Genomic DNA, 26181 nt, shown 5'->3' with positions numbered 1-26181 from the left:
TGAATTCCTTACTGCGCCTGCACGCGCAGCTCTGCTGCGCTACGACTACGGTGACCCAACAGGGCTTTAACATCGCTGGACTTCGGCTTCACCAGCGCGAATTTCGCAGAGAACGCCGGCCAGTTGGCCAGGAGCTCTTCGCCGCGCGAAGAACCGGTATGCTGCACGTGTTCGGTAATTAAACCGCGCAGGTGTTCTTCGTGGATGGCCAGCGTATCAACGTCCAGCACTTCCACCAGCTCCGGGTTCACACGTTTGCGGAACTCACCGTCTTCATCCAGGACGTAGGCAAAACCGCCCGTCATGCCCGCGCCAAAGTTCACGCCGGTTTTACCCAGGACGCACACAATTCCGCCCGTCATGTATTCACAGCCGTTATCGCCGATGCCTTCCACCACGGTGATGGCGCCGGAGTTACGCACCGCAAAACGTTCGCCCGCACGGCCCGCGGCAAACAGACGACCGCCAGTTGCGCCGTACAGACAGGTATTGCCGATGATGCTCGCTTCATGGCTGCGGAAGGCTGAACCAACCGGAGGGCGCACCGCCAGCAGACCGCCCGCCATACCTTTTCCGACGTAGTCGTTGGCATCGCCGGTCAGGTATAACTCAACCCCGCCTGCGTTCCACACGCCGAAGCTCTGACCCGCGGTACCGCTGAAGTGCGCGGTAATCGGATCCGACGCCAGACCCTGGTCACCGTGCGTTTGCGCGATGTAACCGGAGAGGGACGCACCCACGGAACGGTCGGTGTTGCGGATATCAAACCAGAACGTTTTGCTCTGCTTCTCATCCACATACGGCTTCGCCTGTTGCAGCAGCTGTGCGTTCAGCACGCCGTTGTCGAACGGCGGGTTGTTCTCGGTACAGTAAACCGCTTTGCCAGGATGCGGCTGAGCGGTTTCCAGCAGCTTAGACAGCTCCAGCTTCTGCTGCTTGGCCGTGAAGCCCTCAAGCTCTTTCAGCAGGTCGGTACGGCCAATCAGGTCTACCAGACGCTTCACGCCCAGCTGCGCCATCAGCTCGCGGGTTTCACGGGCGATGAAGTCAAAGTAGTTGGTCACTTTGAACGGCAGGCCGTGGTAGTGATTTTTACGCAGCTTTTCGTCCTGGGTAGCAACGCCCGTTGCACAGTTGTTCAGGTGGCAAATACGCAGGTATTTACAGCCGAGCGCAACCATTGGGCCGGTACCAAAGCCGAAGCTTTCCGCTCCCAGAATCGCCGCTTTGATGATGTCGAGGCCGGTTTTCAGTCCGCCGTCCACCTGCAAACGGATCTTGTGACGCAGGCCGTTAGCGACCAGCGCCTGCTGGGTTTCCACCAGGCCGAGCTCCCACGGACAACCCGCGTATTTCACGGAGGAGAGCGGGCTTGCGCCGGTGCCGCCGTCGTAACCGGCGATGGTGATCAGATCCGCATAAGCTTTCGCCACACCGGTGGCAATGGTGCCAACGCCCGGTTCGGAAACCAGCTTCACGGAGATCATCGCTTTCGGGTTGACCTGTTTCAGGTCGAAAATCAGCTGCGCCAGATCCTCGATAGAGTAGATATCGTGGTGCGGCGGCGGGGAGATCAGCGTCACGCCCGGCACTGAATAGCGAAGCTTAGCGATGTATGGGGTGACTTTATCACCCGGCAGCTGACCGCCTTCACCCGGTTTCGCACCCTGCGCGACTTTAATCTGAATCACGTCGGCGTTAACCAGGTACGCAGGCGTTACGCCAAAGCGACCAGACGCCACCTGCTTAATACGGGACACTTTATTGGTGCCGTAGCGGGCCGGATCTTCACCGCCTTCCCCGGAGTTGGAGTTGCCGCCGATGCTGTTCATGGCTTCCGCCAGCGCTTCGTGCGCTTCCGGGCTCAGCGCGCCGATAGACATCGCCGCGGTGTCGAAACGTTTGAACAGCTCAGACGCGGGTTCAACCTCGTCAATGCTGACCGCTTCATCACCCGGATTGAGGGCAATGAGATCGCGCAGCGTCGCTGCCGGACGGTTATTCACCAGCTCTGCATACTGCTGATAATCGCTGTACTCGCCGCTCTGCACCGCCTGTTGCAGCGTGCGCACCACGTCCGGGTTATAAGCGTGATACTCACCCCCGTGGACATATTTCAGCAGGCCGCCCTGTTCCAGAGGCTTACGTGCCAGCCAGGCGCGTTTCGACAGGTTCACCAGATCCTGCTGGAAGTCAGCAAAACCGGCGCCGCCGATACGGCTGATCACGCCCTGGAAGCAGAGGTTGGCGACGTCGTCATGCAGGCCGACCGCTTCAAACAGCTTCGAGCAGCGGTAAGAGGCGATGGTCGAAATGCCCATTTTGGACATGATTTTGTACAGACCTTTGTTGATGCCGTTACGGTAGTTCAGCATCACGGCGCGATAGTCTTTGTCGATCGCGCGGGTATCTACCAGGCGGGCCAGCGTTTCGTAGGCCAGATACGGGTAGATTGCCGTGGCGCCAAAGCCTAACAGCACCGCAAAGTGGTGCGGGTCGCGCGCGCTCGCGGTTTCAACGATGATGTTGGCATCGCAGCGCAGGCTCTTGTCCACCAGACGCGTCTGGATAGCCCCCACCGCCATGGGTGCAGGCACCGGCAGACGGTTTTTCGCGATGTTGCGGTCAGACAGCACCAGCAGAACGGTGCCGTTACGCACCATCTGCTCGGCTTTATCGCACAGCGCGTTCACCGTCTCTTCGAGGCTCGTTTCGGTCACGTCGAAGGTGATATCGAGCGTGTCGGCGCGATAGTGCTCCTCGGTCATGGTGGTGAGCTGTTTGAAATCGGAGTACAGCAGGATCGGTGATTTAAAGGTCAGACGGTGCGCCTGGCCTTCAGCTTCACAGAAGACGTTCATCTCACGGCCGATGCTGGTGGCCAGCGACATGACGTGGGCTTCGCGCAGCGGATCGATTGGCGGGTTAGTGACCTGCGCAAACTGCTGACGGAAGTAGTCATAAATAATGCGTGGCTGGCTGGAGAGCACGGCAAACGGGGTATCGTCACCCATTGAGCCGACCGCTTCCTGGCCGTTTTCACCGAGCACGCGGATAACCGAGTCCAGCTCTTCCGCGCTGTAGTTAAACTGCTTCTGGAAGCTCGCGAGGGTGTCATCGTCCAGCTCGCGGCTGCCCACTTCTTCGTCCGACAGATCTTCAAACGGCACCAGACGACGCACGTTTTTCTCCATCCACTCTTTGTACGGATGGCGGCTCTTCAGATCGTTGTCTGTTTCGGCGGAATGCAGAATACGCCCACCGCGGGTGTCGATCACCATCAGCTCGCCCGGTCCGACGCGGCCTTTCTCGACCACTTCGTCTGGCTGGTAATCCCAGATCCCGACTTCAGAGGCACAGGTGATGAGCTTGTCTTTGGTAATAACGTAGCGCGCCGGACGCAGACCATTACGGTCCAGGTTACAGGCGGCAAAACGACCGTCGGACATAACGATGCCCGCCGGGCCGTCCCACGGCTCCATGTGCATGGAGTTAAAGTCGAAGAACGCGCGCAGCTCAGGGTCCATATCCGGGTTGTTCTGCCAGGCCGGTGGCACGAGCAGACGCATGGCGCGCACGATGTCCATCCCGCCCGCCAGCAGCAGTTCCAGCATGTTATCCATGGAGCTGGAGTCCGAGCCGGTTTCGTTCACGAACGGCGCGGCATCGTGCAGGTCCGGGATCAGCGGCGTCTGGAATTTATAGGTACGGGCGCGGGCCCACTGGCGGTTGCCGGTGATGGTGTTGATCTCGCCGTTATGCGCCAGGTAGCGGAACGGCTGCGCCAGCGGCCAGCGTGGAACGGTGTTGGTGGAGAAGCGCTGGTGGAACAGGCAAATGGCCGATTCCAGACGCAGGTCCGCCAGGTCCAGGTAGAAGCGCGGCAGGTCAGCCGGCATACACAGACCTTTATAGATGTTCACAAGGTTAGAGAGGCTACAGACGTAGAACTCTTTATCATCCTGAAGACGTTTTTCAATGCGGCGGCGGGCGATAAACAGACGGCGTTCCATATCACGCGGACGCCAGCCCGCAGGCGCGTTGACAAAAATCTGTTCAATACGAGGCAGCGAGGAGAGGGCGATTTCACCGAGCACCCCTTCGTTGGTTGGCACATCGCGCCAGCCGACGATCGACAGGGTTTCACGCTGAAGTTCTTCTTCAACGATGCGGCGTGAGGCGGCAGCTTTTTCAGGATCCTGATTCAGGAACAGCATACCGACAGCGTAGTTTTTGGCTAAACGCCAGCCGCGCTCTTCCGCTACGATACGGAAGAAACGATCCGGTTTTTGCAGCAGCAGGCCGCAACCGTCGCCGGTTTTACCATCGGCAAGGATGGCGCCACGGTGCTGCATACGGGCCAGTGCGTGAATAGCAGTACGCACTACCTTGTGGCTAGGTTCGCCTTCTATGTGGGCGATCAGGCCGAAACCACAGTTATCCTTCTCAAGGGATTTATCGTACAACATATCAGTGAACCTCCCCAGGCTCGTCGGGCTTCCCACTGAACTTTACCGTGGCGCACAGGCGCAGAAAGAGCATGGCGACGGGGTTAGCGTTTCATACGCGGACCTCGCATTCGCCCTCTTTTTCATCCTTTCGCGCAGGTAAACAAGTTTGAGGACTTGCTTCAGAGGGAATCTCAATTACTGCATAAATATGATGAGCAGGCCGCTCATCCAGAAAGCTTCCAGCGGATTTCCAACTTATCGGGAATTGGTACACAGGTCAAATGGCAATCTTATTTATACAAAAATGTGCTAAAGCGTAGTTATCTTTTTGTTTTTAATATGTATTTAACTATTTTCACAACCACTTAAAGCACCGGGGAGGTGCAGGGGAGTGTGATCTGACTCACTATATGAAAGCGGTATTATCGATGCAGCGTGCTGAAATGCAGATTTATAGCAGAATATTAATCTGGTGTTGCATTCAAACCCGCATAAAATCACTGTTTTTCAGTCCTGGCGCTATAAATGAAAAAAACCATCAGAACATAAGGAAAAGTAATTACGTACAGGGTGAATGAAATCTCGGTAATCGTGATTATTTATTCAAACAGATAAAGGCCGTCCAGGGCGATTGATCCAGGTCATCGCCGACAGAGGCTAAAAATGGCAGGCTTGTCCCCTTTCTTCGGGACGGTCTATCAGATTATGCAGTTACAAAAATTAGTCAATATGTTTGGTGGGGATCTTTTGCAGCGCTATGGGCAAAAGGTTCACAAACTGACGCTGCACGGCGGCTTTAGCTGCCCGAATCGCGATGGCACCATCGGGCGTGGTGGCTGCACTTTCTGTAACGTGGCCTCGTTTGCTGACGAGGCCCAGCAGCATAAATCTATCGCTGAACAGCTCGCCCATCAGGCGAGTCTGGTGAATCGCGCGAAGCAGTATCTGGCCTATTTCCAGGCCTACACCAGCACGTGGGCTGAGGTGCAGGTGCTGCGCTCGATGTATCAGCAGGCGGTTGCTCAAGCGAACATTGTCGGGCTGTGCGTGGGGACGCGTCCGGACTGCGTGCCGGAGGCCGTGCTGGATTTACTTAGTGAGTACAAAGAGAAGGGCTACGAGATCTGGCTGGAGCTGGGCTTGCAGACCGCGCATGACAAAACCCTGCACCGTATCAATCGCGGGCATGAGTTCGCCTGCTACCAGCGCACCACGCGTCTCGCCCGTGAGCGTGGATTAAAAGTCTGCTCGCATCTGATTGTCGGCTTGCCAGGAGAAGGGCAGCAGCACGGGCTGGAAACGCTGGAAAAAGTCGTCGAGACCGGCGTGGATGGCATTAAGCTGCATCCGCTGCATATCGTGAAGGGCAGCATAATGGCGAAAGCATGGGAAGCGGGGCGGTTAAGTGGTATCGAACTCGACGACTATACGGTGACGGCGGGGGAGATGATTCGCCACACGCCTCCGGAGATTGTTTACCACCGCATCTCGGCCAGCGCCCGCCGCCCAACGCTTCTGGCACCGCTCTGGTGTGAGAACCGCTGGACGGGGATGCTGGAAATCGACCGCTATCTACAGGAGAACGGCGTACAGGGGTCGGCGCTTGGCCGCCCGTGGGTTTCCCCGCTACCGGCGACGGCCGCCTAGCAGACTTCCCAGCATGCCGCGTACTATCTGGTTGGTAATCTGACGCGTCGCGCTTTTTGCCATGGTCTGAACCACGCCATCGCGTTTGCCGCCGCGTGGCCCGGTGCTGCCGAACAGAATATCTTTCAGCCCGCCGAGAATGCCGTCGTCCACGGCAACAGATTGCCCTTTTGCGGCAGGGGCATCCTGCGATTCGGCAGTCGCCTGCACCCCTTTTTGCAGCATTTCGAACGCGGATTCGCGATCTACTTCGTCTTCGTACTTTCCGTACACCGGGGAGTGATTAATCAGGCCGTTGCGTTCATCGTCCGTTACCGGCCCCATGCGCGAGCAGGGCGCAATCACCATCGCACGCTCGACAACTGTCGGGCTGCCTTTTGCATCGAGGAACGAAATCAGCGCTTCACCGGTACCCAGCGCCTGAATGGCGGTTTCGGTATCAAAGGCCGGATTGGCGCGCATGGTTTGCGCCGCGGCTTTCACCGCTTTCTGATCTTTCGGCGTAAAGGCGCGCAGGGCGTGCTGCACGCGGTTACCCAACTGCCCCAGTACGTTGTCCGGAATATCCGACGGGTTTTGCGACACAAACCAGACCCCGACGCCTTTGGAGCGGATCAGGCGGATAACCTGTTCAATTTTATCCAGCAGCACCTGCGGCGCGTCGTTAAACAACAGGTGCGCTTCGTCAAAGAAGAACACCAGTTTGGGTTTTTCCAGATCGCCTGCTTCCGGCAGTTGTTCGTACAGTTCAGAGAGCATCCACAGCAGGCTGGCGGCGTAAAGCTTCGGCATCTGGTAGAGCTTCTCTGCGCTCAAAATGTTGATGATGCCTTTGCCGCTGCTGTCGGTACGCATCCAGTCTTTGATATCCAGCATTGGCTCGCCGAAGAAGTGTTCGGCCCCCTGTTGCTCCAGCGTCAGGAGCCCGCGCTGAATGGCGCCCACCGAGGCGCTGCTGATATTGCCGTACTGGTTCTGGAAGGATTTGGCGTTATCGCCAATGTACTGGGTGATGGCGCGCAGATCTTTGAAGTCGAGCAGCAGTAGCCCCTGATCGTCGGCGATACGGAAGATAATGTTCAGTACCCCGGACTGCACGTCGTTGAGGTTAAGCAGACGGGCCAGCAGCAGCGGGCCGAGGTCGGAGACGGTGGCGCGCACCGGATGGCCTTTTTCGCCGAAGATATCCCAGGCCACCACCGGATTACCGTGCGGCGTCCAGTCCGTGATGCCGATATTTTTCAGGCGCTCGAGGAGTTTTTCTGACGCTGCGCCTTCCTGAGCCACCCCGGTTAAATCGCCCTTCACGTCAGCCATAAAAACCGGCACGCCAGTCTCTGACAACGACTCAGCCAGCTTTTGCAGGGTAACGGTTTTCCCCGTCCCGGTCGCGCCGGTGATCAGGCCATGACGGTTCGCCATCGCGGGCAGTAAAAACAGCTCTTTTTCCAGCGTCCTGGCGATTAACAATGGTGTACTCATGATGCACGTCCTCTCGTAGTCCTGGGTGGAGTATAGGCAACCTGACGGCAAAATGTCTGCGTAAATTCCTCACTTTGCGGCGCATTATCCAGTGCGGACTATGCTTTTGCATACGGTAAACAAAATTTTGGGAAACTATGTCCAGATTCTTTTTTAACGACCGCAAACAGCTTGTCAACGATGCCATTGAAGGCATACTTCTCTCCGCGCCGCACGGTAATCTCGTCAAACTGGATATCGATCCGGCCATCCGCGTGGTGGCTCGCGGCGACTGGGATAAAAGCCGCGTGGCGGTGATCTCCGGTGGCGGCTCCGGCCATGAACCGGCACATGCCGGGTTCGTCGGTAAAGGCATGCTTACCGCAGCGGTATGTGGCGATCTGTTCGCTTCCCCAAGCGTGGATGCGGTCCTCAATGCCATTGTGGCGGTGACGGGCTATCGTGGCTGCCTGCTGATTGTGAAAAACTACACCGGTGACCGGCTTAACTTTGGCCTGGCGGCGGAAAAAGCCAAACGCTACGGCCTGAAGGTCGAGATGGTTATCGTGGCGGATGATATCGCCCTACCGGATAACAAGCAGCCGCGTGGTATCGCGGGAACGGCGCTGGTGCATAAGATTGCGGGATATGCGGCAGAACAGGGGAAATCGCTAAACGACGTGCGGGATATTGCACAACAGGCCTGCGATAACCTCTGGAGCCTGGGGGTTGCGATGCAAACCTGTAACCTGCCGGGTAGCGATGATGAAGAAGGGCGCATCAGGCAAGGCCACGTGGAGCTGGGGCTGGGGATTCACGGCGAGCCGGGGGCATCGGTGGTGGATACGCAAAACAGCAGAGCGATTATCGATACGCTGGTGACGCCGCTAAAAGCCCAGGCGGGTGACGGGCGCTTTGCGGTGCTGATCAACAACCTCGGCGGCGTGTCAGCGCTGGAGATGGCTCTGCTCACCAAAGAGCTGGCGCATTCGGCGTTGAAAGAGAACATTGCGTATCTGATTGGCCCGGCGCCGCTGGTGAGTGCGCTGGATATGAAAGGCTTTTCGCTAACGCTGTTAAAGCTCAACGATTTCTTCGAGAAGGCGATTCACGCCGAGGTCGAGACGCTGGGCTGGCAGAAGCCCGTCGCGTTCGCGCCCCTGCGTACCGTCCCCCATAGCGCCCTTCATGATCGCGTGGAATATACCCCGTCGGACAATCCGCAGGTGAGCGAGGCCGTCGCCTCGGTAACGAAAACATTGATCCAGCTGGAAAATCGTCTTAACGCGCTGGATGCCAAAGTAGGCGATGGCGATACGGGCTCCACCTTTGCGCAAGGGGCGCGGGATATTGCGCAGCGACTTGAGGAGAACAACCTGCCCCTTAACGACGTGCCGACATTACTCCTGCTGGTGGGGGAGCGGCTGGCAACGGTGATGGGCGGATCGAGTGGGGTGTTGATGTCGATCTTCTTCACGGCGGCAGGACAAAAGCTTCACGATGGACAGCCGCTACCTGAAGCATTGCTGAGCGGACTGGCGCAGATGAAGCAGTATGGCGGTGCAGATCTCGGCGATCGTACGCTGATCGATGCCCTGCAACCGGCGCTGGAGGCGTTACAGAAAGGCAATATTCAGGCGGCAGCGCAGGCCGCGCAGCTAGGGGCTGAAGCAACGGCGAAAATGGCGAAAGCTGGCGCGGGGCGTTCGTCGTACGTGAATAAAGAGAATCTGGACGGGGTGATGGATCCGGGGGCGGTCGCGGTGGCGGAAGTGTTTAAGACTATGGTAGATGCAAAACGGTAACAACCGTTACCGTTTTTAGTGTTTGCGCCCTCTCCCTGTGGGAGAGGGTTGGGGTGAGGGCATCAGGCCACACATTCCCCGGCAATCTCACATCAGAAATCCGCTTTCAACACCACGCGGTAGCGGGCTTTGCCGTCGCGCACGTGCTGGATCGCTTCGTTGATTTTTGACATCGGATACAGTTCGGTGGTCGGTGCCACTTTTGTGCGTCCGGCAAACTTCATCAGCTTGCGCAGCTCGTACGGTGTACCGGTCGCGGAGCCTGACACGCTGCGATCCCCGCCGATCAGGGTAAACGCCGGAACCGGCAGCGGCTTCATCACCGCACCCACGGTGTGGAAGTTACCGCCGTAGGCCAGGGCTTCAAAGTACGGCTGCCAGTCGAGATCGACGTTGACGGTGTTGATGATCAGGTCAAACTGGCCTGCCAGAGCGGTGAGCGCCTGGGGATCGCGACTGTTCACCACTTTATCCGCACCCATCGCCAGCACTTCCTGCTCTTTCGCCGGGTTAGAGCTGAACGCCGTCACTTCACAGCCCATCGCGTGCAGCAGCTTGATGGCGATATGGCCCAGACCGCCAATCCCGATCACGCCCACGCGGCTGGTGGCGGTGACGTGATGCATCAGCAGCGGTTTAAAGACGGTGATACCGCCACACAGCAGCGGACCTGCGGATTCGATATCAATGCTGTCCGGCAGCGGGATAACCCATTGCCAGTCGGCGCGCAGCTTATCGGCGAAACCGCCCTTGTTCAGGATGGTCGGCGTTGCGCCCTCAAGGCAGTTGATCTGATTGCCGCTGATACAGGCGTCGCAGTGGCCGCAGCTGCGTGCCGTCCAGCCGATACCCACGCGCTGGCCCACTTTCAGCCCTTTGTCCTGCGCGGCGCTGCCGAGCGCCACGACGCGGCCAATGACTTCGTGCCCGGCCACCAGCGGATAGCTGGAGAAGCCCCATTCATTGTCGATCATCGAGAGATCTGAGTGGCAGATCCCGCAGTAATCAACCTGTACTTCGACGTCTTCCGCTTTTAGTTCGCCCGCATCGTACTCGTACAGCTCAAGTTCTGCACCCGCCTGCGGTGCGGCGTAGCTTTTTATCTTCGACATCGCATTTCCCCTGTTTTGGTGTGAACTGTGAGTGTAGAGCATTCAGTTTACAGACGCTTAACAGAAGACGGCAGGAACAAAACTTACAGATTTTTCAGCATCCTGACTTCGCAGTCCACGTGGCCCGTGCAGCCCAGTGGCGCATCAATATGCTCAAAGCCGAGATGTTCATACAGGCCAATGGCCTCTTTAAGGAAAGCGGTGGTTTCAAGGTAGCAACGTTTAAAGCCCTGTGAGCGTGCATGTTCCAGGGCGACCAGCGCCAGCTTTTTCGCCAGGCCTTGTCCGCGTATCGTTGGCAGGAAATACATTTTCTGGAGTTCACAGATATCCGGCTCGCTGCAAAGCAGTGGGGCAATGCCGCCGCCGCCCACGACCTGGCCGTCCTGCTCGATGACCCAGTAGGCATGGCCCGGCTGGCTGTACAGCTGAAAAAGTTCGTCCAGATTTGGGTCGGCCACGGTGTAGCCTTTGTCGGCGGTCAGGCCATATTCGGCAGAAACCGTGCGGATAACGGCGGCGATAGCCGGGTTGTCCTGCTCAGTGATCCGACGCATTGTCGTCGCGACGGGGGTAATCACGCTCATAGCATTACTCATGACAAAAATTGACACACAACTGCTGTTAATAGCACCGCAGAAAGGGGAGTGCAAGCGAGGAGTTTTCAGGAAGGATACCCCTTACGCCCTGAAGCGTAAGGGGTAAAAGCATTACAGCGCCGCGATAACCGCCTGCTGCTCGATCAGTTTGGTCTTCGCATCGGCGAAGGCAACCAGACGCTCACGCTCTTTGGCGATGACCGCTTCCGGCGCGCGGGCCACAAAGCCCTCGTTCGCCAGTTTGCTTTCGATTTTGCCAATTTCCACGTCGACTTTCGCCACTTCTTTCGCCAGACGCGCCAGCTCCGCATCTTTGTCGATCAGGCCCGCCATCGGGATCAGCAGCTCCGCGCCGTCGATGATTTTGGTCACGGAAACCGGACCTTTGTCATCGGCAGGCAGCACGGTGATGCTTTCCAGACGCGCCATGGTTTTCAGGAAGGTGTTGTTCTCGGTGACGCGACGAACGGCAGCTTCGCTGCAACCGCGCAGCAGCAGCTCCAGTGGTTTACCCGGAGCGATGTTCATTTCCGCGCGGATGTTACGTACCGCAACGATCGCCTGCTTCAGCCACTCGGTATCCGCAGACGCGGCTTCATCCACTTTCGCGGCGTCGAATGCCGGGAACGGCTGGAGCATGATGGTATCGGCATTAATACCGGCAATCACCTTCACGCGCTGCCAGATAGTTTCGGTGATGAACGGAATGATCGGGTGCGCAAGGCGCAGCAGACCTTCCAGAACGGTAATCAGCGTATTACGCGTGCCGCGCAGTTCCGCTTCAGAACCGCCGTTCATGACCGGCTTCGCCAGCTCCAGGTACCAGTCGCAGAACTGGTTCCAGGTGAATTCGTACAGAATGCCTGCCGCGATGTCGAAGCGGTAGCTGTCCAGCGCGTCGCGGAATGCTTTCACCGTCTGGTTAAATTCCGCCAGGATCCAGCGGTCTGCCAGAGACAGGGTCATTTCGCCGCCGTTAAAGCCGCAATCCTGATCTTCGGTGTTCATCAGCACGAAGCGGCTGGCGTTCCACAGCTTGTTACAGAAGTTACGGTAACCTTCCAGACGCTTCATATCCCAGTTGATGTCACGACCGGTGGAGGCCAGCGCCGCCAGGGTGAAGCGCAGGGCGTCGGTACCGTGAGATTCGATCCCGTTCGGGAACTGCTTCTCGGTACGCTTGCGGATTTTCTCCGCCAGCTGCGGCTGCATCATGTTGCCGGTACGTTTTTCCAGCAGCTCTTCCAGAGAGATACCGTCCACCATATCCAGCGGGTCGATAACGTTACCCTTGGATTTGGACATCTTCTGGCCTTCATCGTCGCGGATCAGGCCGGTCATGTAGACGGTATGGAACGGAACCTGCGGCTTGCCGTCTTCGTCTTTGATGAAGTGCATGGTCATCATGATCATGCGGGCAATCCAGAAGAAGATGATGTCGAAGCCGGAGACCATCACGCTGGTTGGGTGGAACTGACGCAGCGCGTCGGTGTTTTCCGGCCAGCCGAGGGTAGAGAAGGTCCACAGTGCGGAGGAGAACCAGGTATCCAGCACGTCTTCGTCCTGGCGCAGGGCAACGTCAGCGCCCAGGTTGTTTTCCTGACGCACTTCCTCTTCGGTGCGGCCAACGTAGACATTGCCTTCGTTGTCGTACCACGCCGGGATACGGTGACCCCACCACAGCTGACGGGAAATACACCAGTCCTGAATATCGCGCATCCAGGAGAAGTACATGTTTTCGTACTGCTTCGGCACGAACTGAATGCTGCCGTTCTCAACCGCTTCCACAGCCGGTTTCGCCAGCACGTCGGCACGCACGTACCACTGGTCGGTCAGCATTGGCTCGATAACCACGCCGCCACGGTCGCCGTACGGCACGGTCAGATCGTGAGGTTTAATCTCTTCCAGCAGGCCGAGTGCGTCAACGGCGGCTACGATGGCTTTACGCGCGGCAAAGCGCTCCAGCTTCTGGAACTCAGCCGGGATGTCGCTGGAATAAACGTCGGATTCGTTGCCTTTGGTGTCATACACTTCTGCGCTTTCGCGGATATCGCCGTCGAAGGTCAGAATGTTGATCATCGGAAGTTGATGACGACGACCGACTTCATAGTCGTTGAAGTCATGCGCCGGGGTGATTTTCACGCAGCCGGTGCCTTTTTCCATGTCGGCGTGTTCGTCGCCCACAATCGGAATACGGCGGTTCACCAGCGGCAGCACCACGAATTTGCCGATCAGATCTTTATAACGCGGATCTTCCGGGTTAACGGCCACGCCGGTATCGCCCAGCAGGGTTTCCGGACGGGTGGTCGCCACCACCAGGTAATCTTTACCGTCGGCGGTTTTTGCGCCGTCGGCCAGCGGATAGCGGATGTGCCACATGGAGCCTTTAGACTCGCGGTTTTCCACTTCCAGGTCAGAGATGGCGGTGCGCAGTTTCGGGTCCCAGTTGACCAGGCGCTTGCCACGATAAATCAGGTCTTCTTTGTACAGGCGCACAAAGACTTCTTTCACGGCGTTGGACAGGCCTTCGTCCATGGTGAAGCGCTCGCGCTCCCAGTCTACGGAGTTGCCGAGACGGCGCATCTGACGGGTAATGGTGCCGCCGGATTCTGCCTTCCACTGCCAGATTTTGTCGATGAACGCGTCGCGACCGTAGTCGTGGCGGGTTTTACCCTCTTCAGCGGCAATTTTACGCTCAACCACCATCTGGGTCGCGATACCCGCGTGGTCAGTCCCCGCCTGCCACAGGGTATTTTTGCCCTGCATGCGCTGGTAGCGGATCATGGTATCCATGATGGTCTGCTGGAAAGCATGCCCCATATGCAAACTGCCGGTGACGTTCGGCGGCGGGATCATGATGCAGAAGGACTCTTTGCTTTCGTCGCCGTTAGGCTTGAAATAGCCCTGCTGTTCCCAGTGCTCGTAAAGCGGCTGTTCGATATCGCGTGGGTTATATGTCTTTTCCATTATTTCCAGGTTGCCGTATTCAGGTTAAAACCGGCCAGGCGGTACGCTTTGTAGCGTTCGCGCGCCAGTTGTTTCAAGGATTCTTCGTAAGGGACAAAGTCTACCACTTCTGTGAAAGCGGTGGCAAAATCTGCAAAGTCTGTCCGCAGGCTAATGAGAATGTCGCGCGCGCTGCTGTTGCGTTTTTGCGGCCAGGCAATCTCCACCGGTGCCCCGCCGCGTGGACCTTCGCCCGACAGGTTATGCGGAACAAAACTCTCCGGCGGGCGCGCCCATAGCGCTTCATCCAGGCGAATCGCCTGCTGCTCATCTTCACAGGCAATCAGGACGCGTTTACCTGCGCGCCAACGTTCTGCGGCAATTTCACACACCAGCTGTTCAACGGCGCTGAGGCCATCCCGATGGGTGTCATTGTCCAGAAGGTAGAACGTTGCATTCTTCATATATGGGGCTTCTTGTCGTGGATTTAAATGCAAAGCCGGGTGGCGCTTCGCTTACCCGGCCTACGGTTGAGTGGCGTGTAGGCCGGGTAAGGCGTAGCCGCCACCCGGCGTTTTACATCACTCGTCGCCGTTAAAACCCGCACGATTGAGCAGGAACTGCGACAGCAGCGCCACCGGACGTCCGGTCGCGCCTTTGGCTTTACCGGAGCGCCATGCGGTCCCCGCGATGTCCAGGTGCGCCCAGTTGTACTTGCGGGTAAAGCGCGCCAGGAAGCAGCCCGCGGTAATTGCTCCGCCAGGACGACCGCCGATGTTCGCCATGTCTGCGAAGTTAGACTCCAGCTGTTCCTGGAACTCGTCCCCCAGCGGCAGACGCCACGCGCGGTCGCCGGCCTGCTCGGACGCGCCGATCAGCTCATGCGCCAGCGGGTTGTGGTTCGACATCAGGCCGGTGATGTGATGGCCCAGCGCGATCACGCAGGCGCCGGTCAGGGTAGCCACGTCAATCACCGCTTCAGGTTCGAAACGCTCAACGTAGGTCAGCACGTCACACAACACCAGACGGCCTTCGGCGTCGGTGTTCAGCACCTCAACGGTCTGGCCGGACATGGTGGTCAGCACATCACCCGGACGATAAGCGCGGCCGCCAGGCATGTTTTCGCAGCCCGCCAGCACGCCGATCACGTTGATGGGCAACTGAAGTTCCGCGACCATGCGCATGACGCCGTAAACCGCCGCCGCGCCGCACATGTCGTATTTCATCTCATCCATGCCTTCTGAAGGCTTGATGGAGATACCGCCGGAGTCGAAGGTCAGCCCTTTACCGACGAGCACGATGGGTCGCGCATCTTCTGACGGATTGCCCTTGTACTCAATGACCGACATCAGGGATTCGTTCTGGGAACCGTTACCGACCGCCAGATAAGAGTGCATCCCCAGCTCTTTCATCTGCTGTTCGCCGATAACGCGGGTGATGACGTTCTTGCTGTACGCGTCAGCCAGCTGGCGCGCCTGAGACGCCAGGTACGCGGCGTTACAGATGTTTGGCGGCATATTGCCAAGATCTTTTGCCGCTTTAATACCGGCGGCAATGGCCAGACCGTGCTGAATGGCGCGCTCGCCGCTGGTCAGCTCGCGACGGGTTGGCACGTTAAAGACCATTTTACGCAGCGGGCGACGCGGCTCGCTTTTGGTGGTCTTCAGCTGATCAAAGCTGTAGAGGCTCTCTTTTGCGGTTTCGACGGCCTGACGCACTTTCCAGTACGTGTTGCGGCCCTTAACGTGCAGCTCCGTCAGGAAGCAGACGGCTTCCATCGAACCAGTATCATTCAGTGTATTAATGGTTTTCTGAATAACCTGCTTGTACTGGCGCTCATCAAGCTCACGTTCTTTACCACAGCCAATCAGCAGAATACGCTCGGACAGGACGTTCGGAACATGGTGCAGCAACAGGGTCTGCCCTGGTTTGCCTTCCAGTTCGCCACGGCGCAGCAGGGCGCTGATATAGCCGTCGCTGATTTTATCGAGTTGCTCGGCGATCGGGGAGAGTCGGCGTGGTTCAAAGACGCCCACAACGATGCAGGCACTCCGCTGTTTCTCCGGGCTACCGCTTTTTACACTGAACTCCATGCACTACGCTCCTGAATCTTAAAGACAACGGCGGCGGCTACGGATAGAATTGAAACCTTTCGTAACTCATGTCCGCCGTTGTGGTGACTTCGTGTTAATCTTACGTTACTACGGTTTCGACACGTCAATAAATGTCATGAAGCGCGAATCCGCCGGGTTTTTTAATCTTAGCGATGATTTCGACGACTCAAGAGAATAAATGACGTTAAAGCCATGAAACAAGCTAAATTCCTGCATAAGACGAGTTTTAACGGGCGTATTTAAAGTGATAATCATAAGATATCTGGTTCGGGAGACGCTGAAGAGCCAACTGGCGATCCTCTTTATCCTCCTTCTGATCTTTTTCTGTCAGAAGCTGGTCAGGATCCTCGGCGCGGCGGTTGATGGCGAAATCCCAACGAATCTGGTGCTTTCCCTGCTCGGGCTTGGCGTGCCGGAAATGGCGCAGCTTATCCTGCCGTTAAGCCTGTTCCTTGGTCTGCTGATGACCCTGGGTAAGCTCTATACCGAAAGTGAAATCACCGTGATGCATGCCTGCGGCCTCAGTAAAGCCGTACTGGTAAAAGCAGCCATGGTGCTGGCGCTGTTTACGGGCATTGTTGCCGCGGTTAACGTCATGTGGGCGGGGCCGACCTCCTCTCGTCATCAGGATGAGGTGCTGGCGGAAGCAAAAGCTAACCCGGGGCTGGCGGCGCTGGCGCAGGGGCAGTTCCAGCAGGCTACCGACGGTAACTCCGTGCTGTTTATCGAAAGCGTCGATGGCAACCGCTTCAATGACGTGTTTCTTGCTCAACTGCGCCCGAAAGGTAACGCCCGGCCTTCTGTGGTGGTGGCGGACTCCGGTCAGCTGTCTCAGCGTAAAGACGGCTCTCAGGTTGTCACGCTGAACAAAGGAACGCGTTTCGAAGGCACGGCTATGCTGCGCGACTTCCGTATTACCGATTTTCAGAACTACCAGGCTATCATTGGCCATCAGGCCGTCGCGCTCGATCCCACGGATACTGAGCAGATGGATATGCGCACCTTAATGAATACCGATACCGATCGTGCGCGTGCTGAACTGCACTGGCGTATCACGCTGGTATTCACCGTATTTATGATGGCGCTGATGGTGGTTCCGCTGAGCGTGGTAAACCCGCGTCAGGGCCGCGTGCTGTCGATGCTGCCAGCGATGCTGCTGTATCTGGTGTTCTTCCTGCTGCAAACCTCAATCAAGTCTAACGGCGGGAAAGGAAAAATTGACCCGATGATCTGGACCTGGGTCGTGAATGGTTTGTATCTGCTGCTGGCAGTCGGACTCAACTTGTGGGACACGGTGCCTGTGCGTCGTCTTCGTGCCCGGTTTACGCGTAAAGGAGCCATCTAATGCAGGCGTTTGGCGTACTTGACCGCTATATCGGTAAAACGATTTTCACCACCATCATGATGACCCTGTTCATGCTGGTGTCGCTCTCGGGCATTATCAAATTTGTCGACCAGCTGAAAAAAGCCGGGCAGGGGAGTTACGACGCGTTGGGCGCCGGAATGTATACCCTGCTCAGCGTACCAAAAGATGTGCAGATCTTCTTCCCGATGGCGGCCCTGCTGGGTGCGCTGCTGGGTCTGGGGATGCTGGCTCAGCGTAGCGAACTGGTGGTGATGCAGGCATCGGGTTTTACCCGTATGCAGGTTGCGCTGTCGGTAATGAAAACCGCGATCCCGCTGGTGCTGTTGACCATGGCGATTGGCGAATGGGTCGCGCCGCAGGGCGAACAGATGGCGCGTAACTACCGTGCTCAGGCTATGTACGGCGGTTCACTGCTCTCCACGCAGCAGGGATTATGGGCGAAAGATGGTCAGAACTTTGTCTATATCGAACGCGTGAAAGGGGACGATGAACTGGGCGGCGTGAGTATCTATGCCTTCAATAACGATCGTCGTTTACAGTCGGTGCGTTATGCCGCCTCCGCTAAATTTGATGCGAACAACAAGCTTTGGCGGTTATCCCAGGTTGATGAATCTGACCTGACGAACCCGAAACAGATCACCGGTTCGCAGACCGTTAGCGGTACCTGGAAAACCAACCTGACGCCGGACAAGCTTGGGGTGGTAGCGCTCGATCCCGATGCGCTCTCCATCAGCGGTCTGCATAATTACGTGAAGTATCTGAAATCGAGCGGACAGGATGCGGGGCGTTACCAGCTCAACATGTGGAGCAAAATCTTCCAGCCGCTGTCCGTGGCCGTGATGATGCTGATGGCGCTATCGTTCATCTTTGGACCGCTGCGTAGCGTGCCGATGGGGGTTCGCGTGGTAACCGGTATCAGCTTTGGTTTTGTGTTCTACGTCCTCGATCAGATTTTCGGTCCGCTGACGCTGGTGTATGGCATTCCGCCAATTATCGGCGCACTGTTGCCGAGCGCCAGTTTCTTCCTGATCAGCCTCTGGATGCTGCTAAAACGCTCCTGATAAACCTTCTTCCTCGCTCCCGGTTGCCCGGGGGCGAGGCTAATCTCCTGTTTCACCCCGCACTTTTTCTCACAACCTTCAACGCCTCGCCGTGAATTTGAGTATTATTGAGCGATAAAGTCGTGAAGGGATCCTCTATGAAGCAAATTCGAATGCTGGCCCAGTACTACGTCGACCTGATGATGAAGCTCGGGCTGGTGCGTTTTTCCATGCTGCTGGCGCTGGCGCTGGTCGTTCTGGCCATCGTCGTGCAAATGGCCGTGACCATGGTTCTGCATGGTCAGGTCGAGAGCATCGACGTGATCCGCTCTATTTTCTTTGGCCTGCTGATTACCCCTTGGGCGGTCTATTTTCTCTCCGTGGTGGTTGAGCAACTGGAAGAGTCCCGACAGCGTTTATCGAAACTGGTGGATAAGCTGGAAGAGATGCGCGAGCGCGATCTCAAACTCAACGTCCAGCTCAAGGACAACATTGCCCAGCTGAATCAGGAAATTTCAGACCGTGAGAAGGCGGAAGCCGAGCGTCAGACCACGCTTGAGCAGCTAAAAGTTGAGATGAAAGAGCGTGAAGTGACGCAGATCCAGCTTGAACAGCAATCCTCTTTCCTGCGCTCGTTCCTCGATGCGTCGCCGGATCTGGTGTTCTACCGTAATGAAGATAAAGAGTTCTCCGGCTGTAACCGGGCCATGGAACTGTTGACCGGGAAAAGCGAAAAGCAGCTGATCCACCTGAAACCTCAGGATGTCTATTCCGAAGAGGCGGCAGCAAAAGTGATGGAGACGGATGAAAAGGTCTTCCGCCATAACGTTTCGCTGACCTATGAGCAGTGGCTGGACTATCCTGACGGGCGCAAAGCCTGCTTTGAGATCCGCAAAGTGCCTTATTACGACCGGGTGGGGAAACGTCATGGTCTGATGGGCTTTGGCCGCGATATCACCGAGCGTAAGCGCTATCAGGATGCGCTGGAGCGCGCCAGCCGGGATAAAACAACCTTCATCTCCACCATCAGCCATGAACTGCGCACCCCGCTGAATGGCATTGTGGGGCTGAGCCGCATTCTGCTGGATACCGAGCTGACCAGCGAGCAGGAAAAATACCTGAAAACGATCCACGTCTCGGCGGTCACGCTGGGTAATATCTTCAATGATATTATCGACATGGATAAGATGGAGCGCCGTAAAGTTCAGCTCGACAACCAGCCGGTTGATTTTACCGGTTTCCTCGCGGACCTGGAAAACCTGTCAGGTTTACAGGCTCAGCAAAAAGGGTTGAGCTTTGTGATGGAGCCAACGCTGCCGTTGCCGCATAAAGTGGTGACGGACGGCACACGTCTGCGGCAGATCCTGTGGAACCTCATCAGCAACGCCGTGAAGTTTACCCAGAAGGGGCAGGTTGCGGTGCGCATTCGCTATGACGAAGGCGACATGCTGCACTTTGAAGTTGAGGACTCGGGTATCGGCATTCCTCAGGAGGAGCAGGATAAGATCTTCGCCATGTATTATCAGGTTAAAGACAGCCACGGCGGTAAACCGGCGACCGGTACGGGCATTGGACTGGCGGTGTCGAAACGTCTGGCGAAAAGTATGGGCGGGGATATCACCGTTGCCAGCCAGCCGGGTAAAGGCTCCACCTTTACGCTTACCGTCCACGCGCCTGCCGTGGCGGAAGAGGTGGAAGATACGTTTGAGAACGACGATATGCCGCTGCCAGTCCTGCACGTTCTGCTGGTGGAAGATATTGAGCTGAACGTCATTGTCGCCCGGTCGGTACTGGAAAAACTCGGTAACAGCGTGGATGTGGCGATGACCGGGAAAGCCGCGCTGGAGATGTTCACGCCGGGCGAGTATGACCTGGTGCTGCTCGATATTCAGCTACCGGACATGACCGGGCTGGATATCTCCCGCGAGCTGACGCGCAAATATGCTCCTGACGAGCTGCCGCCGCTGGTGGCGTTGACCGCAAACGTGTTGAAAGATAAAAAAGAGTATCTCGAGGCCGGTATGGACGATGTGCTCAGCAAGCCGCTGGCGGTACCCGCCCTGACGGCGATGATCAAGAAGTTCTGGGATACCTGTGATGAAGAGGAGAGCACCATGACGTCTGTTGATAGCGCTAAAGCCCAAACGATACTGGATACCGCCATGCTGGAGCAGTATATCGATCTGGTGGGACCAAAACTGATCACCGATGGCCTCGCCGTGTTCGAAAAAATGATGCCGGGCTATCTGAACGTGCTCGAATCCAACCTGACGGCGCGTGACCAGAAGGGCATCGTCGAAGAGGGACATAAAATCAAAGGCGCGGCAGGATCTGTCGGGTTACGCCATCTCCAGCAGCTGGGCCAACAGATTCAGTCTCCTGATTTACCTGCCTGGGAAGATAACGTAGGTGATTGGGTCGAAGAGATGAAACAAGAGTGGCAAAACGATGTGGCAGTGCTGAAAGCCTGGGTGGATGCCAGAAAAAAATGACCCCGGCTATACCGGGGTGCGCGAATACTGCGCCAACACCAGGGAAATCGTGGCTGCGCCTGATTTTTATGGGTTGTTTTCGCATGGACGCCGCCTGAAAATTGAGGCCGCACGCAGATAAGATAGCAAATCTTAAACAGTTTGTTACATGAATCAGTGAAATGTGTGAAGCATAGCGTTTTAATCAGAATTTTTAATGTGCTTCAGCGAGTTGCATAGAAGGATCGTCAGAATGAAAAAGATTGGTGTCGTGCTGAGCGGATGTGGTGTTTACGATGGTTCAGAGATACATGAAACCGTATTAACGCTGCTGGCATTATCGCGCCAGGGAGCAGACGTTATCTGCTTCGCCCCGGATAAAACCCAGGCAGATGTGATTAATCATCTTAACGGCGAGCCAATGGCGGAAAGCCGTAACGTGCTGATTGAAGCGGCGCGTATTGTGCGCGGCGATATTCACCCGCTGGCACAGGCCGATGCCGCTGAACTTGATGCGCTTATCGTGCCGGGCGGTTTTGGCGCGGCGAAAAACCTGAGCACGTTTGCAACGGAAGGCACGGCGTGTCATGTCGATCCCGATTTGAAAGCGCTATCGCTGGCGATGCATGCGGCAGGTAAGCCGCAGGGCTTTATCTGCATTGCGCCGGCCATGCTGCCGAAAATTTTTGATTTCCCGCTGCGGCTCACGATCGGAACCGACATTGATACCGCTGAGATTGTCGAGGATATGGGCGGCGAACACGTGCCATGTCCGGTAGACGACATTGTGGTGGACGAGGACAACAAGATCATCACCACGCCAGCGTATATGCTGGCGCAGAACATCGCCGAGGCTGCCGCAGGCATTGAAAAGCTGGTGGACAGAGTGCTGGTCCTGACCGAATGAGTCGTAAATTCTCCCCCGGCGGGTGGTTAAAACGGATCCTGCTGCGTATTGTGCTGGTCCTGGCCGTGTTCTGGGGCGGCGGTATTGCGCTGTTCAGCATCCTGCCCGTCCCGTTCTCGGCCGTGATGGCAGAGCGGCAGATTAGCGCCTGGCTCTCAGGTGATTTTGGCTATGTTGCCCATTCTGACTGGGTCAGCATGGATGCAATCTCGCCGTGGATGGGGCTGGCGGTCATTGCGGCAGAAGATCAGAAATTCCCGGAGCACTGGGGTTTTGACGTGGCGGCTATCGAGAAGGCGCTGGATCATAATGAACGTCATGAAAACCGCGTCCGCGGCGCATCGACGCTTTCTCAGCAGACGGTAAAAAACCTGTTCTTATGGGACGGTCGCAGCTGGGTGAGAAAAGGGCTGGAGGCCGGGCTGACGCTGGGCGTCGAGACGGTGTGGAGCAAAAAACGCATTTTAACCGTCTACCTGAATATCGCGGAATTTGGTGACGGCGTATTTGGTGTCGAAGCGGCATCGCAGCGCTATTTTGGCAAGCCCGCCAGCAGGCTGACTATGTCCGAAGCGGCACTGCTTGCCGCCGTGCTGCCGAACCCGCTGCGTTTTAAGGCCAGCGCCCCGTCAGGCTACGTGCGAAGCCGCCAGGCGTGGATTATGCGCCAGATGCGTCAGCTGGGTGGGGAAGGGTTTATGGAGCGAAATAATCTTAGGTAGGGCGGGTAAGCGCAGCGCTACCCGCCGACATGGCGAACGTTAGTCTTCGTCAAACCCGGCGTTGAACAGGGCAATCACTGCCGCCAGCGCTTCTTCTTCCTGCGGGCCGGTGGCTTCAACTTCAATCTGACGGCCTTTGGCAGAATCCAGCATCAGTAGCGCAATCACGCTGTTGGCTTCTGCCTCGGTTCCCTCGTCGTTGCGCAGCAGCACCTCAGCATCAAAACCCTGCATCAGTTCAAACAGCTTCATCGCCGGGCGCGCATGCATGCCCAGCTTGTTGGTGATTTCGACGGTCTGTTTTACGGTCATGTTTTGCGTTTTTCCAGCGTGCGATGGCGGGACTGAACGTTCTTCCCGCGTGAGCGGAAGTAATCGGCCAGCTGTTCGGCAATGTAGACCGAACGATGTTTACCGCCGGTACAGCCAATCGCCACCGTCAGGTAGCTGCGATTGTTTGTTTCCAGCATAGGTAACCATAGCTCAAGGTAGCTTCGCGTCTGGTAGATAAAATTGTGTACTTCTGTGTGTCGATCGAGGAACGCTGCCACCGGCTTATCCAGACCGGTCATCGGACGCAGTTTCGGATCCCAGTGTGGGTTCGGCAGGAAACGCACATCAAAAACGTAATCCGCATCGATAGGTATGCCGTGCTTAAAGCCGAAGGATTCAAACACCATCGTCAGTTCGCGCTCGCGCTTGCCGAGTAAGCGCGTACGCAGCATTTCCGCCAGCTCGTGGACGGACATTTCGGAAGTGTCGACAATCAGGTCGGCCCGGGAACGCAGCGGCTCAAGCAGATCGCTCTCTTTATCGATGGCGCTTTCCAGCGAAAGATTTTTACTGGAGAGCGGATGCAAACGACGTGTATCGCTGTAGCGACGGATCAGCGTGTTGCGGTCAGCGTCCAGGAACAAGAGCTGAGGCGAGAAGCATTCCGGCAGGCTGTTCATTGCCTGCTCGAAGATTTCCGGCGATTCCGGCATGTTACGCACGTCGATACTGACGGCGGCAGAGATTTGCCTGTCCGCCAGCGTCCGCGCCAGATCGGGTAACAACACTACCGGCAGGTTATCTACACAGTAAAATCCCATGTCTTCCAGCGCGCGCAGGGCCACGGACTTCCCGGACCCCGAACGACCGCTGACGATCATCAGCACCATGTTCCGTTTCTCCTCAGGGCAGCCGTACTGAAGGCCCTTTCCCGATTATGCCTCATCCTGATTGCCTTCTGCTTCAGTGATAATTTGATAAAGCTCTTCATCACTTTGGGCTGAGCGCAGTCGACGACAAATGGTTTTATCCGCCAGACGTTTGGCAACCAGCGACAGCGTGTGCAGGTGGGTTTTGGTCTGATCGGCAGGAACCAGCAGCGCGAAGAGCAGATCCACAGGCTGGTTATCGATGGCGTCAAAAGCGATAGGCGTTTCCAGTTGCACAAACACCCCCACGGCACGCAGCGTATCTTCTTCCAGCTTGCCATGCGGGATCGCAATGCCATTGCCGATGCCGGTACTGCCCATTTTTTCACGGGTCAGAATGGCTTCAAACACGATCTGCGGCGGCAGACCCAGCTGTTTTGCGGCCAGCTCACTGATGATTTCCAGCGCACGTTTTTTGCTCTGGCAGTGAACGCCACTGCGGGTACAATCCTGGTTAAGGACATTGCTCAGTTGAAGAGCGGAATCGTTGTTTATCATAATTTCACCTAAGCGCTAACTGTACAAATGGCCTGTTGTGTTTCACAACAGGCCGTCCTGCACCCGTTAACTGCCCGGACAATTAGTGTTGTTTCAGTTTATCTTTATGTTTATTGAGCTGTCTCGCAAGCTTATCAATCAAGCCGTCGATAGCCGCGTACATGTCTTGCCCTTCCGCACTGGCATGTAGTTCCCCTCCGTTGACGTGCAGGGTCGCATCCGAGATATGCGTCACTTTCTCCACTTTCAACACAACATAGACCTGGTTGATCCTCTCGAAATACTGCTCGAGTTTCGCAAACTTAGTGTTTACAAAATCGCGTAAAGCCTCAGTAATCTCGACGTTATGTCCGGTGATATTGAGCTGCATAGTGTCTTCCTTATCGGTTGTGTCAAACCAGTTGTTTACGCTGGTTAGACGGCGGAATGGATAAAGACTCTCGATACTTCGCGACAGTACGACGTGCCACCATAATACCCTGATCGGACAGCATGGTGGTTAACTTACTGTCACTGAGTGGCTTCGCGGGGTTCTCCGCGGCGATCAACTTCTTCACCAGGGCGCGAATAGCCGTTGACGAGGCTTCGCCGCCGCCTTCGGTGTTCACGTGGCTGGAGAAGAAATACTTAAGCTCAAAAATACCGCGTGGGCTGTGCAGATACTTCTGCGTGGTCACGCGGGAAATGGTTGATTCATGCATCTCGACGGCCTGGGCGATGTCCGCCAGCACCATCGGTTTCATAAACTCTTCGCCCTGCTCAAAGAACGCCTGCTGCTGTTCGACAATACAGCGGCTGACGCGCAGCAGCGTGTCATTACGGCTCTCCAGACTCTTGATCAACCAGCGTGCTTCCTGAAGGTTGCTGCGAATGTATTGATTATCAGCATCGTTACGGGCGCTGGTGCACATGGAGGCGTATTGCTGGTTGATTTGCAGGCGAGGAATGCTGTCGGCGTTCAGTTCAACGACCCAGCGGCCATTGTGCTTTCTCACCAGCACATCAGGAATGACATATTCCGGTTCGCTGGTCTGGATCGACTGCCCCGGACGCGGATCGAGCGACTGGATCAGATTCACCGCTTCCTTCAGCACCTCTTCTTTCAGGCGTGTGACGCGCATCAGGGTGCGGAAGTCGTGATTCGCCAGCAGATCCAGATGATCGCTGATGATGAGCCGGGCTTCGTCAATCCACGGTGTCTCTTTGGCAAACTGCGAAAGCTGGATCAGAAGGCAGTCGCGCAGATCTTTCGCGGCGACGCCAATCGGGTCGAAACGCTGAACGCGTTTCAGGACGGCTTCAATCTCTTCCAGTTCAATCTCGTCATCGCCGATGCTTTCCAGAATCTCGTCCAGCGTCACGGTCAAATAGCCCGTGTCGTCAACGGCATCGACAATCGAGGTGGCAATGGCGCGATCGGTATCGGAGAAAGGGGTCAGCTCTACCTGCCACATCAGGTAGTCCTGTAGCGACTGGGTGGTTTCGCCCTGGTAGACCGGGAGTTCATCGTCCTGGTAGTCTGCGCGCGTCCCGGAAGGGGTACCCGCGGTGTAGATTTCGTCCCAGCTGGCATCCAGCGGCAGTTCGTCCGGCATCTCTTTCTGTTCGAGCGCATCTACGGAATCGAGCGTTTCTGTGTCCTGCGTCTGCTGGGCGTCTACCTCGTCATGAAGATCGGTTTGCTCCAGCAGCGGATTGCTGTCCAGCGCCTGCTGGAGCTCCTGCTGGAGTTCTAACGTGGACAGCTGCAACAGACGGATTGCCTGCTGTAGCTGCGGCGTCATGGCCAGTTGCTGGCTGAGCCGTAATTGCAAACCTTGCTTCATGTTCAGAGCGTTTT

The 26181-nt window shown here is 56.6% G+C and carries 19 protein-coding genes; 7 read left to right on the top strand and 12 right to left on the bottom strand.

Going from position 1 to position 26181, the window contains the following annotated elements:
* Positions 1–8: 8 nt before the first annotated feature.
* Positions 9–4469, bottom strand: coding sequence for a glutamate synthase large subunit (gltB, locus tag ACQG1Y_RS21020; protein ID WP_368740846.1), 4461 nt, complete (start codon positions 4467–4469; stop codon positions 9–11).
* A gap of 687 nt (positions 4470–5156) precedes the next feature.
* Between gltB and ACQG1Y_RS21015 the strand changes: the two genes are divergently transcribed.
* Complete coding sequence (locus ACQG1Y_RS21015; RefSeq protein ID WP_368740849.1) at positions 5157–6098, top strand: TIGR01212 family radical SAM protein; 942 nt, start codon at positions 5157–5159, stop codon at positions 6096–6098.
* Here ACQG1Y_RS21015 and ACQG1Y_RS21010 read toward each other — a convergent pair.
* On the bottom strand, positions 6078–7580 hold the full coding sequence (locus ACQG1Y_RS21010; RefSeq protein WP_040118157.1) for a helicase HerA-like C-terminal domain-containing protein: 1503 nt from the start codon (positions 7578–7580) through the stop codon (positions 6078–6080). The two genes, ACQG1Y_RS21015 and ACQG1Y_RS21010, sit on opposite strands and share 21 nt — an antisense overlap.
* A gap of 137 nt (positions 7581–7717) precedes the next feature.
* On the opposite strand from ACQG1Y_RS21010, the gene ACQG1Y_RS21005 reads away from it, so the two are divergent.
* The gene (locus ACQG1Y_RS21005; RefSeq protein WP_368740847.1) at positions 7718–9364 is read left to right on the top strand and encodes a dihydroxyacetone kinase subunit DhaK; all 1647 of its coding nucleotides are present in this window, start codon (positions 7718–7720) and stop codon (positions 9362–9364) included.
* Between the two features lie 92 nt (positions 9365–9456).
* Here the strand turns inward: ACQG1Y_RS21005 and ahr are convergent, their stop codons facing one another.
* The 5 genes from ahr to pepA all read right to left on the bottom strand — a co-directional run bounded on the left by ahr (position 9457) and on the right by pepA (position 16114).
* Complete coding sequence (ahr, locus tag ACQG1Y_RS21000) at positions 9457–10476, bottom strand: NADPH-dependent aldehyde reductase Ahr (protein ID WP_017382725.1); 1020 nt, start codon at positions 10474–10476, stop codon at positions 9457–9459.
* An 83-nt stretch (positions 10477–10559) separates the two neighbouring features.
* On the bottom strand, positions 10560–11063 hold the full coding sequence (locus tag ACQG1Y_RS20995) for a GNAT family N-acetyltransferase (RefSeq protein ID WP_017693907.1): 504 nt from the start codon (positions 11061–11063) through the stop codon (positions 10560–10562).
* A gap of 123 nt (positions 11064–11186) precedes the next feature.
* Entirely contained in the window at positions 11187–14042 is a 2856-nt protein-coding gene (locus ACQG1Y_RS20990; RefSeq protein WP_017382726.1) for a valine--tRNA ligase, read from the bottom strand.
* Positions 14042–14485, bottom strand: coding sequence for a DNA polymerase III subunit chi (gene holC, locus ACQG1Y_RS20985; protein ID WP_063135410.1), 444 nt, complete (start codon positions 14483–14485; stop codon positions 14042–14044). The genes ACQG1Y_RS20990 and holC overlap by 1 nt, the downstream gene beginning before the upstream one ends.
* Before the next feature lie 117 nt (positions 14486–14602).
* Positions 14603–16114 (bottom strand): leucyl aminopeptidase, encoded by a 1512-nt coding sequence (gene pepA, locus ACQG1Y_RS20980; RefSeq protein WP_003861882.1) that lies wholly within the window; start codon positions 16112–16114, stop codon positions 14603–14605.
* A 265-nt stretch (positions 16115–16379) separates the two neighbouring features.
* Between pepA and lptF the strand changes: the two genes are divergently transcribed.
* The 5 genes from lptF to mtgA all read left to right on the top strand — a co-directional run bounded on the left by lptF (position 16380) and on the right by mtgA (position 22641).
* Positions 16380–17480: an LPS export ABC transporter permease LptF gene (lptF, locus tag ACQG1Y_RS20975; protein WP_003861881.1), complete on the top strand. Its 1101-nt coding sequence runs from the start codon at positions 16380–16382 to the stop codon at positions 17478–17480.
* Positions 17480–18562: an LPS export ABC transporter permease LptG gene (lptG, locus tag ACQG1Y_RS20970; RefSeq protein WP_001147540.1), complete on the top strand. Its 1083-nt coding sequence runs from the start codon at positions 17480–17482 to the stop codon at positions 18560–18562. Before lptF ends, lptG begins: the two co-directional genes overlap by 1 nt.
* A gap of 137 nt (positions 18563–18699) precedes the next feature.
* Positions 18700–21033, top strand: a complete 2334-nt coding sequence (arcB, locus tag ACQG1Y_RS20965; protein WP_368740829.1) for an aerobic respiration two-component sensor histidine kinase ArcB — start codon at positions 18700–18702, stop codon at positions 21031–21033.
* A gap of 232 nt (positions 21034–21265) precedes the next feature.
* Entirely contained in the window at positions 21266–21919 is a 654-nt protein-coding gene (gene elbB / locus ACQG1Y_RS20960) for an isoprenoid biosynthesis glyoxalase ElbB (RefSeq protein WP_032655241.1), read from the top strand.
* Positions 21916–22641: a monofunctional biosynthetic peptidoglycan transglycosylase gene (gene mtgA, locus ACQG1Y_RS20955; protein WP_015571986.1), complete on the top strand. Its 726-nt coding sequence runs from the start codon at positions 21916–21918 to the stop codon at positions 22639–22641. Before elbB ends, mtgA begins: the two co-directional genes overlap by 4 nt.
* Before the next feature lie 39 nt (positions 22642–22680).
* On the opposite strand, the gene npr is transcribed toward mtgA, so the two are convergent.
* The 5 genes from npr to rpoN form a co-directional block, all read right to left on the bottom strand.
* On the bottom strand, positions 22681–22953 hold the full coding sequence (npr, locus tag ACQG1Y_RS20950; RefSeq protein WP_003861872.1) for a PTS phosphocarrier protein NPr: 273 nt from the start codon (positions 22951–22953) through the stop codon (positions 22681–22683).
* Positions 22950–23804, bottom strand: coding sequence for an RNase adapter RapZ (gene rapZ, locus ACQG1Y_RS20945; RefSeq protein ID WP_003861870.1), 855 nt, complete (start codon positions 23802–23804; stop codon positions 22950–22952). Before rapZ ends, npr begins: the two co-directional genes overlap by 4 nt.
* Before the next feature lie 45 nt (positions 23805–23849).
* On the bottom strand, positions 23850–24341 hold the full coding sequence (ptsN, locus tag ACQG1Y_RS20940) for a PTS IIA-like nitrogen regulatory protein PtsN (RefSeq protein ID WP_003861869.1): 492 nt from the start codon (positions 24339–24341) through the stop codon (positions 23850–23852).
* Between the two features lie 82 nt (positions 24342–24423).
* Positions 24424–24711 (bottom strand): ribosome hibernation promoting factor, encoded by a 288-nt coding sequence (gene hpf / locus ACQG1Y_RS20935; RefSeq protein ID WP_003861866.1) that lies wholly within the window; start codon positions 24709–24711, stop codon positions 24424–24426.
* Positions 24712–24733: 22 nt separating this feature from the next.
* Positions 24734–26167 carry an RNA polymerase factor sigma-54 gene (gene rpoN / locus ACQG1Y_RS20930; RefSeq protein WP_003861864.1) on the bottom strand — a complete coding sequence of 478 codons (1434 nt, stop codon included), beginning with the start codon at positions 26165–26167 and terminating at the stop codon, positions 24734–24736.
* Positions 26168–26181 lie beyond the last annotated feature (14 nt).

It is taken from the genome of Enterobacter cloacae complex sp. 397G4 (genome assembly GCF_050031515.1).
GTDB classification, from domain to species: domain Bacteria; phylum Pseudomonadota; class Gammaproteobacteria; order Enterobacterales; family Enterobacteriaceae; genus Enterobacter; species Enterobacter hormaechei_C.
Note: the sequence above shows the minus strand (reverse complement) of the source record. Positions and strands in the feature narration are given on the sequence as shown.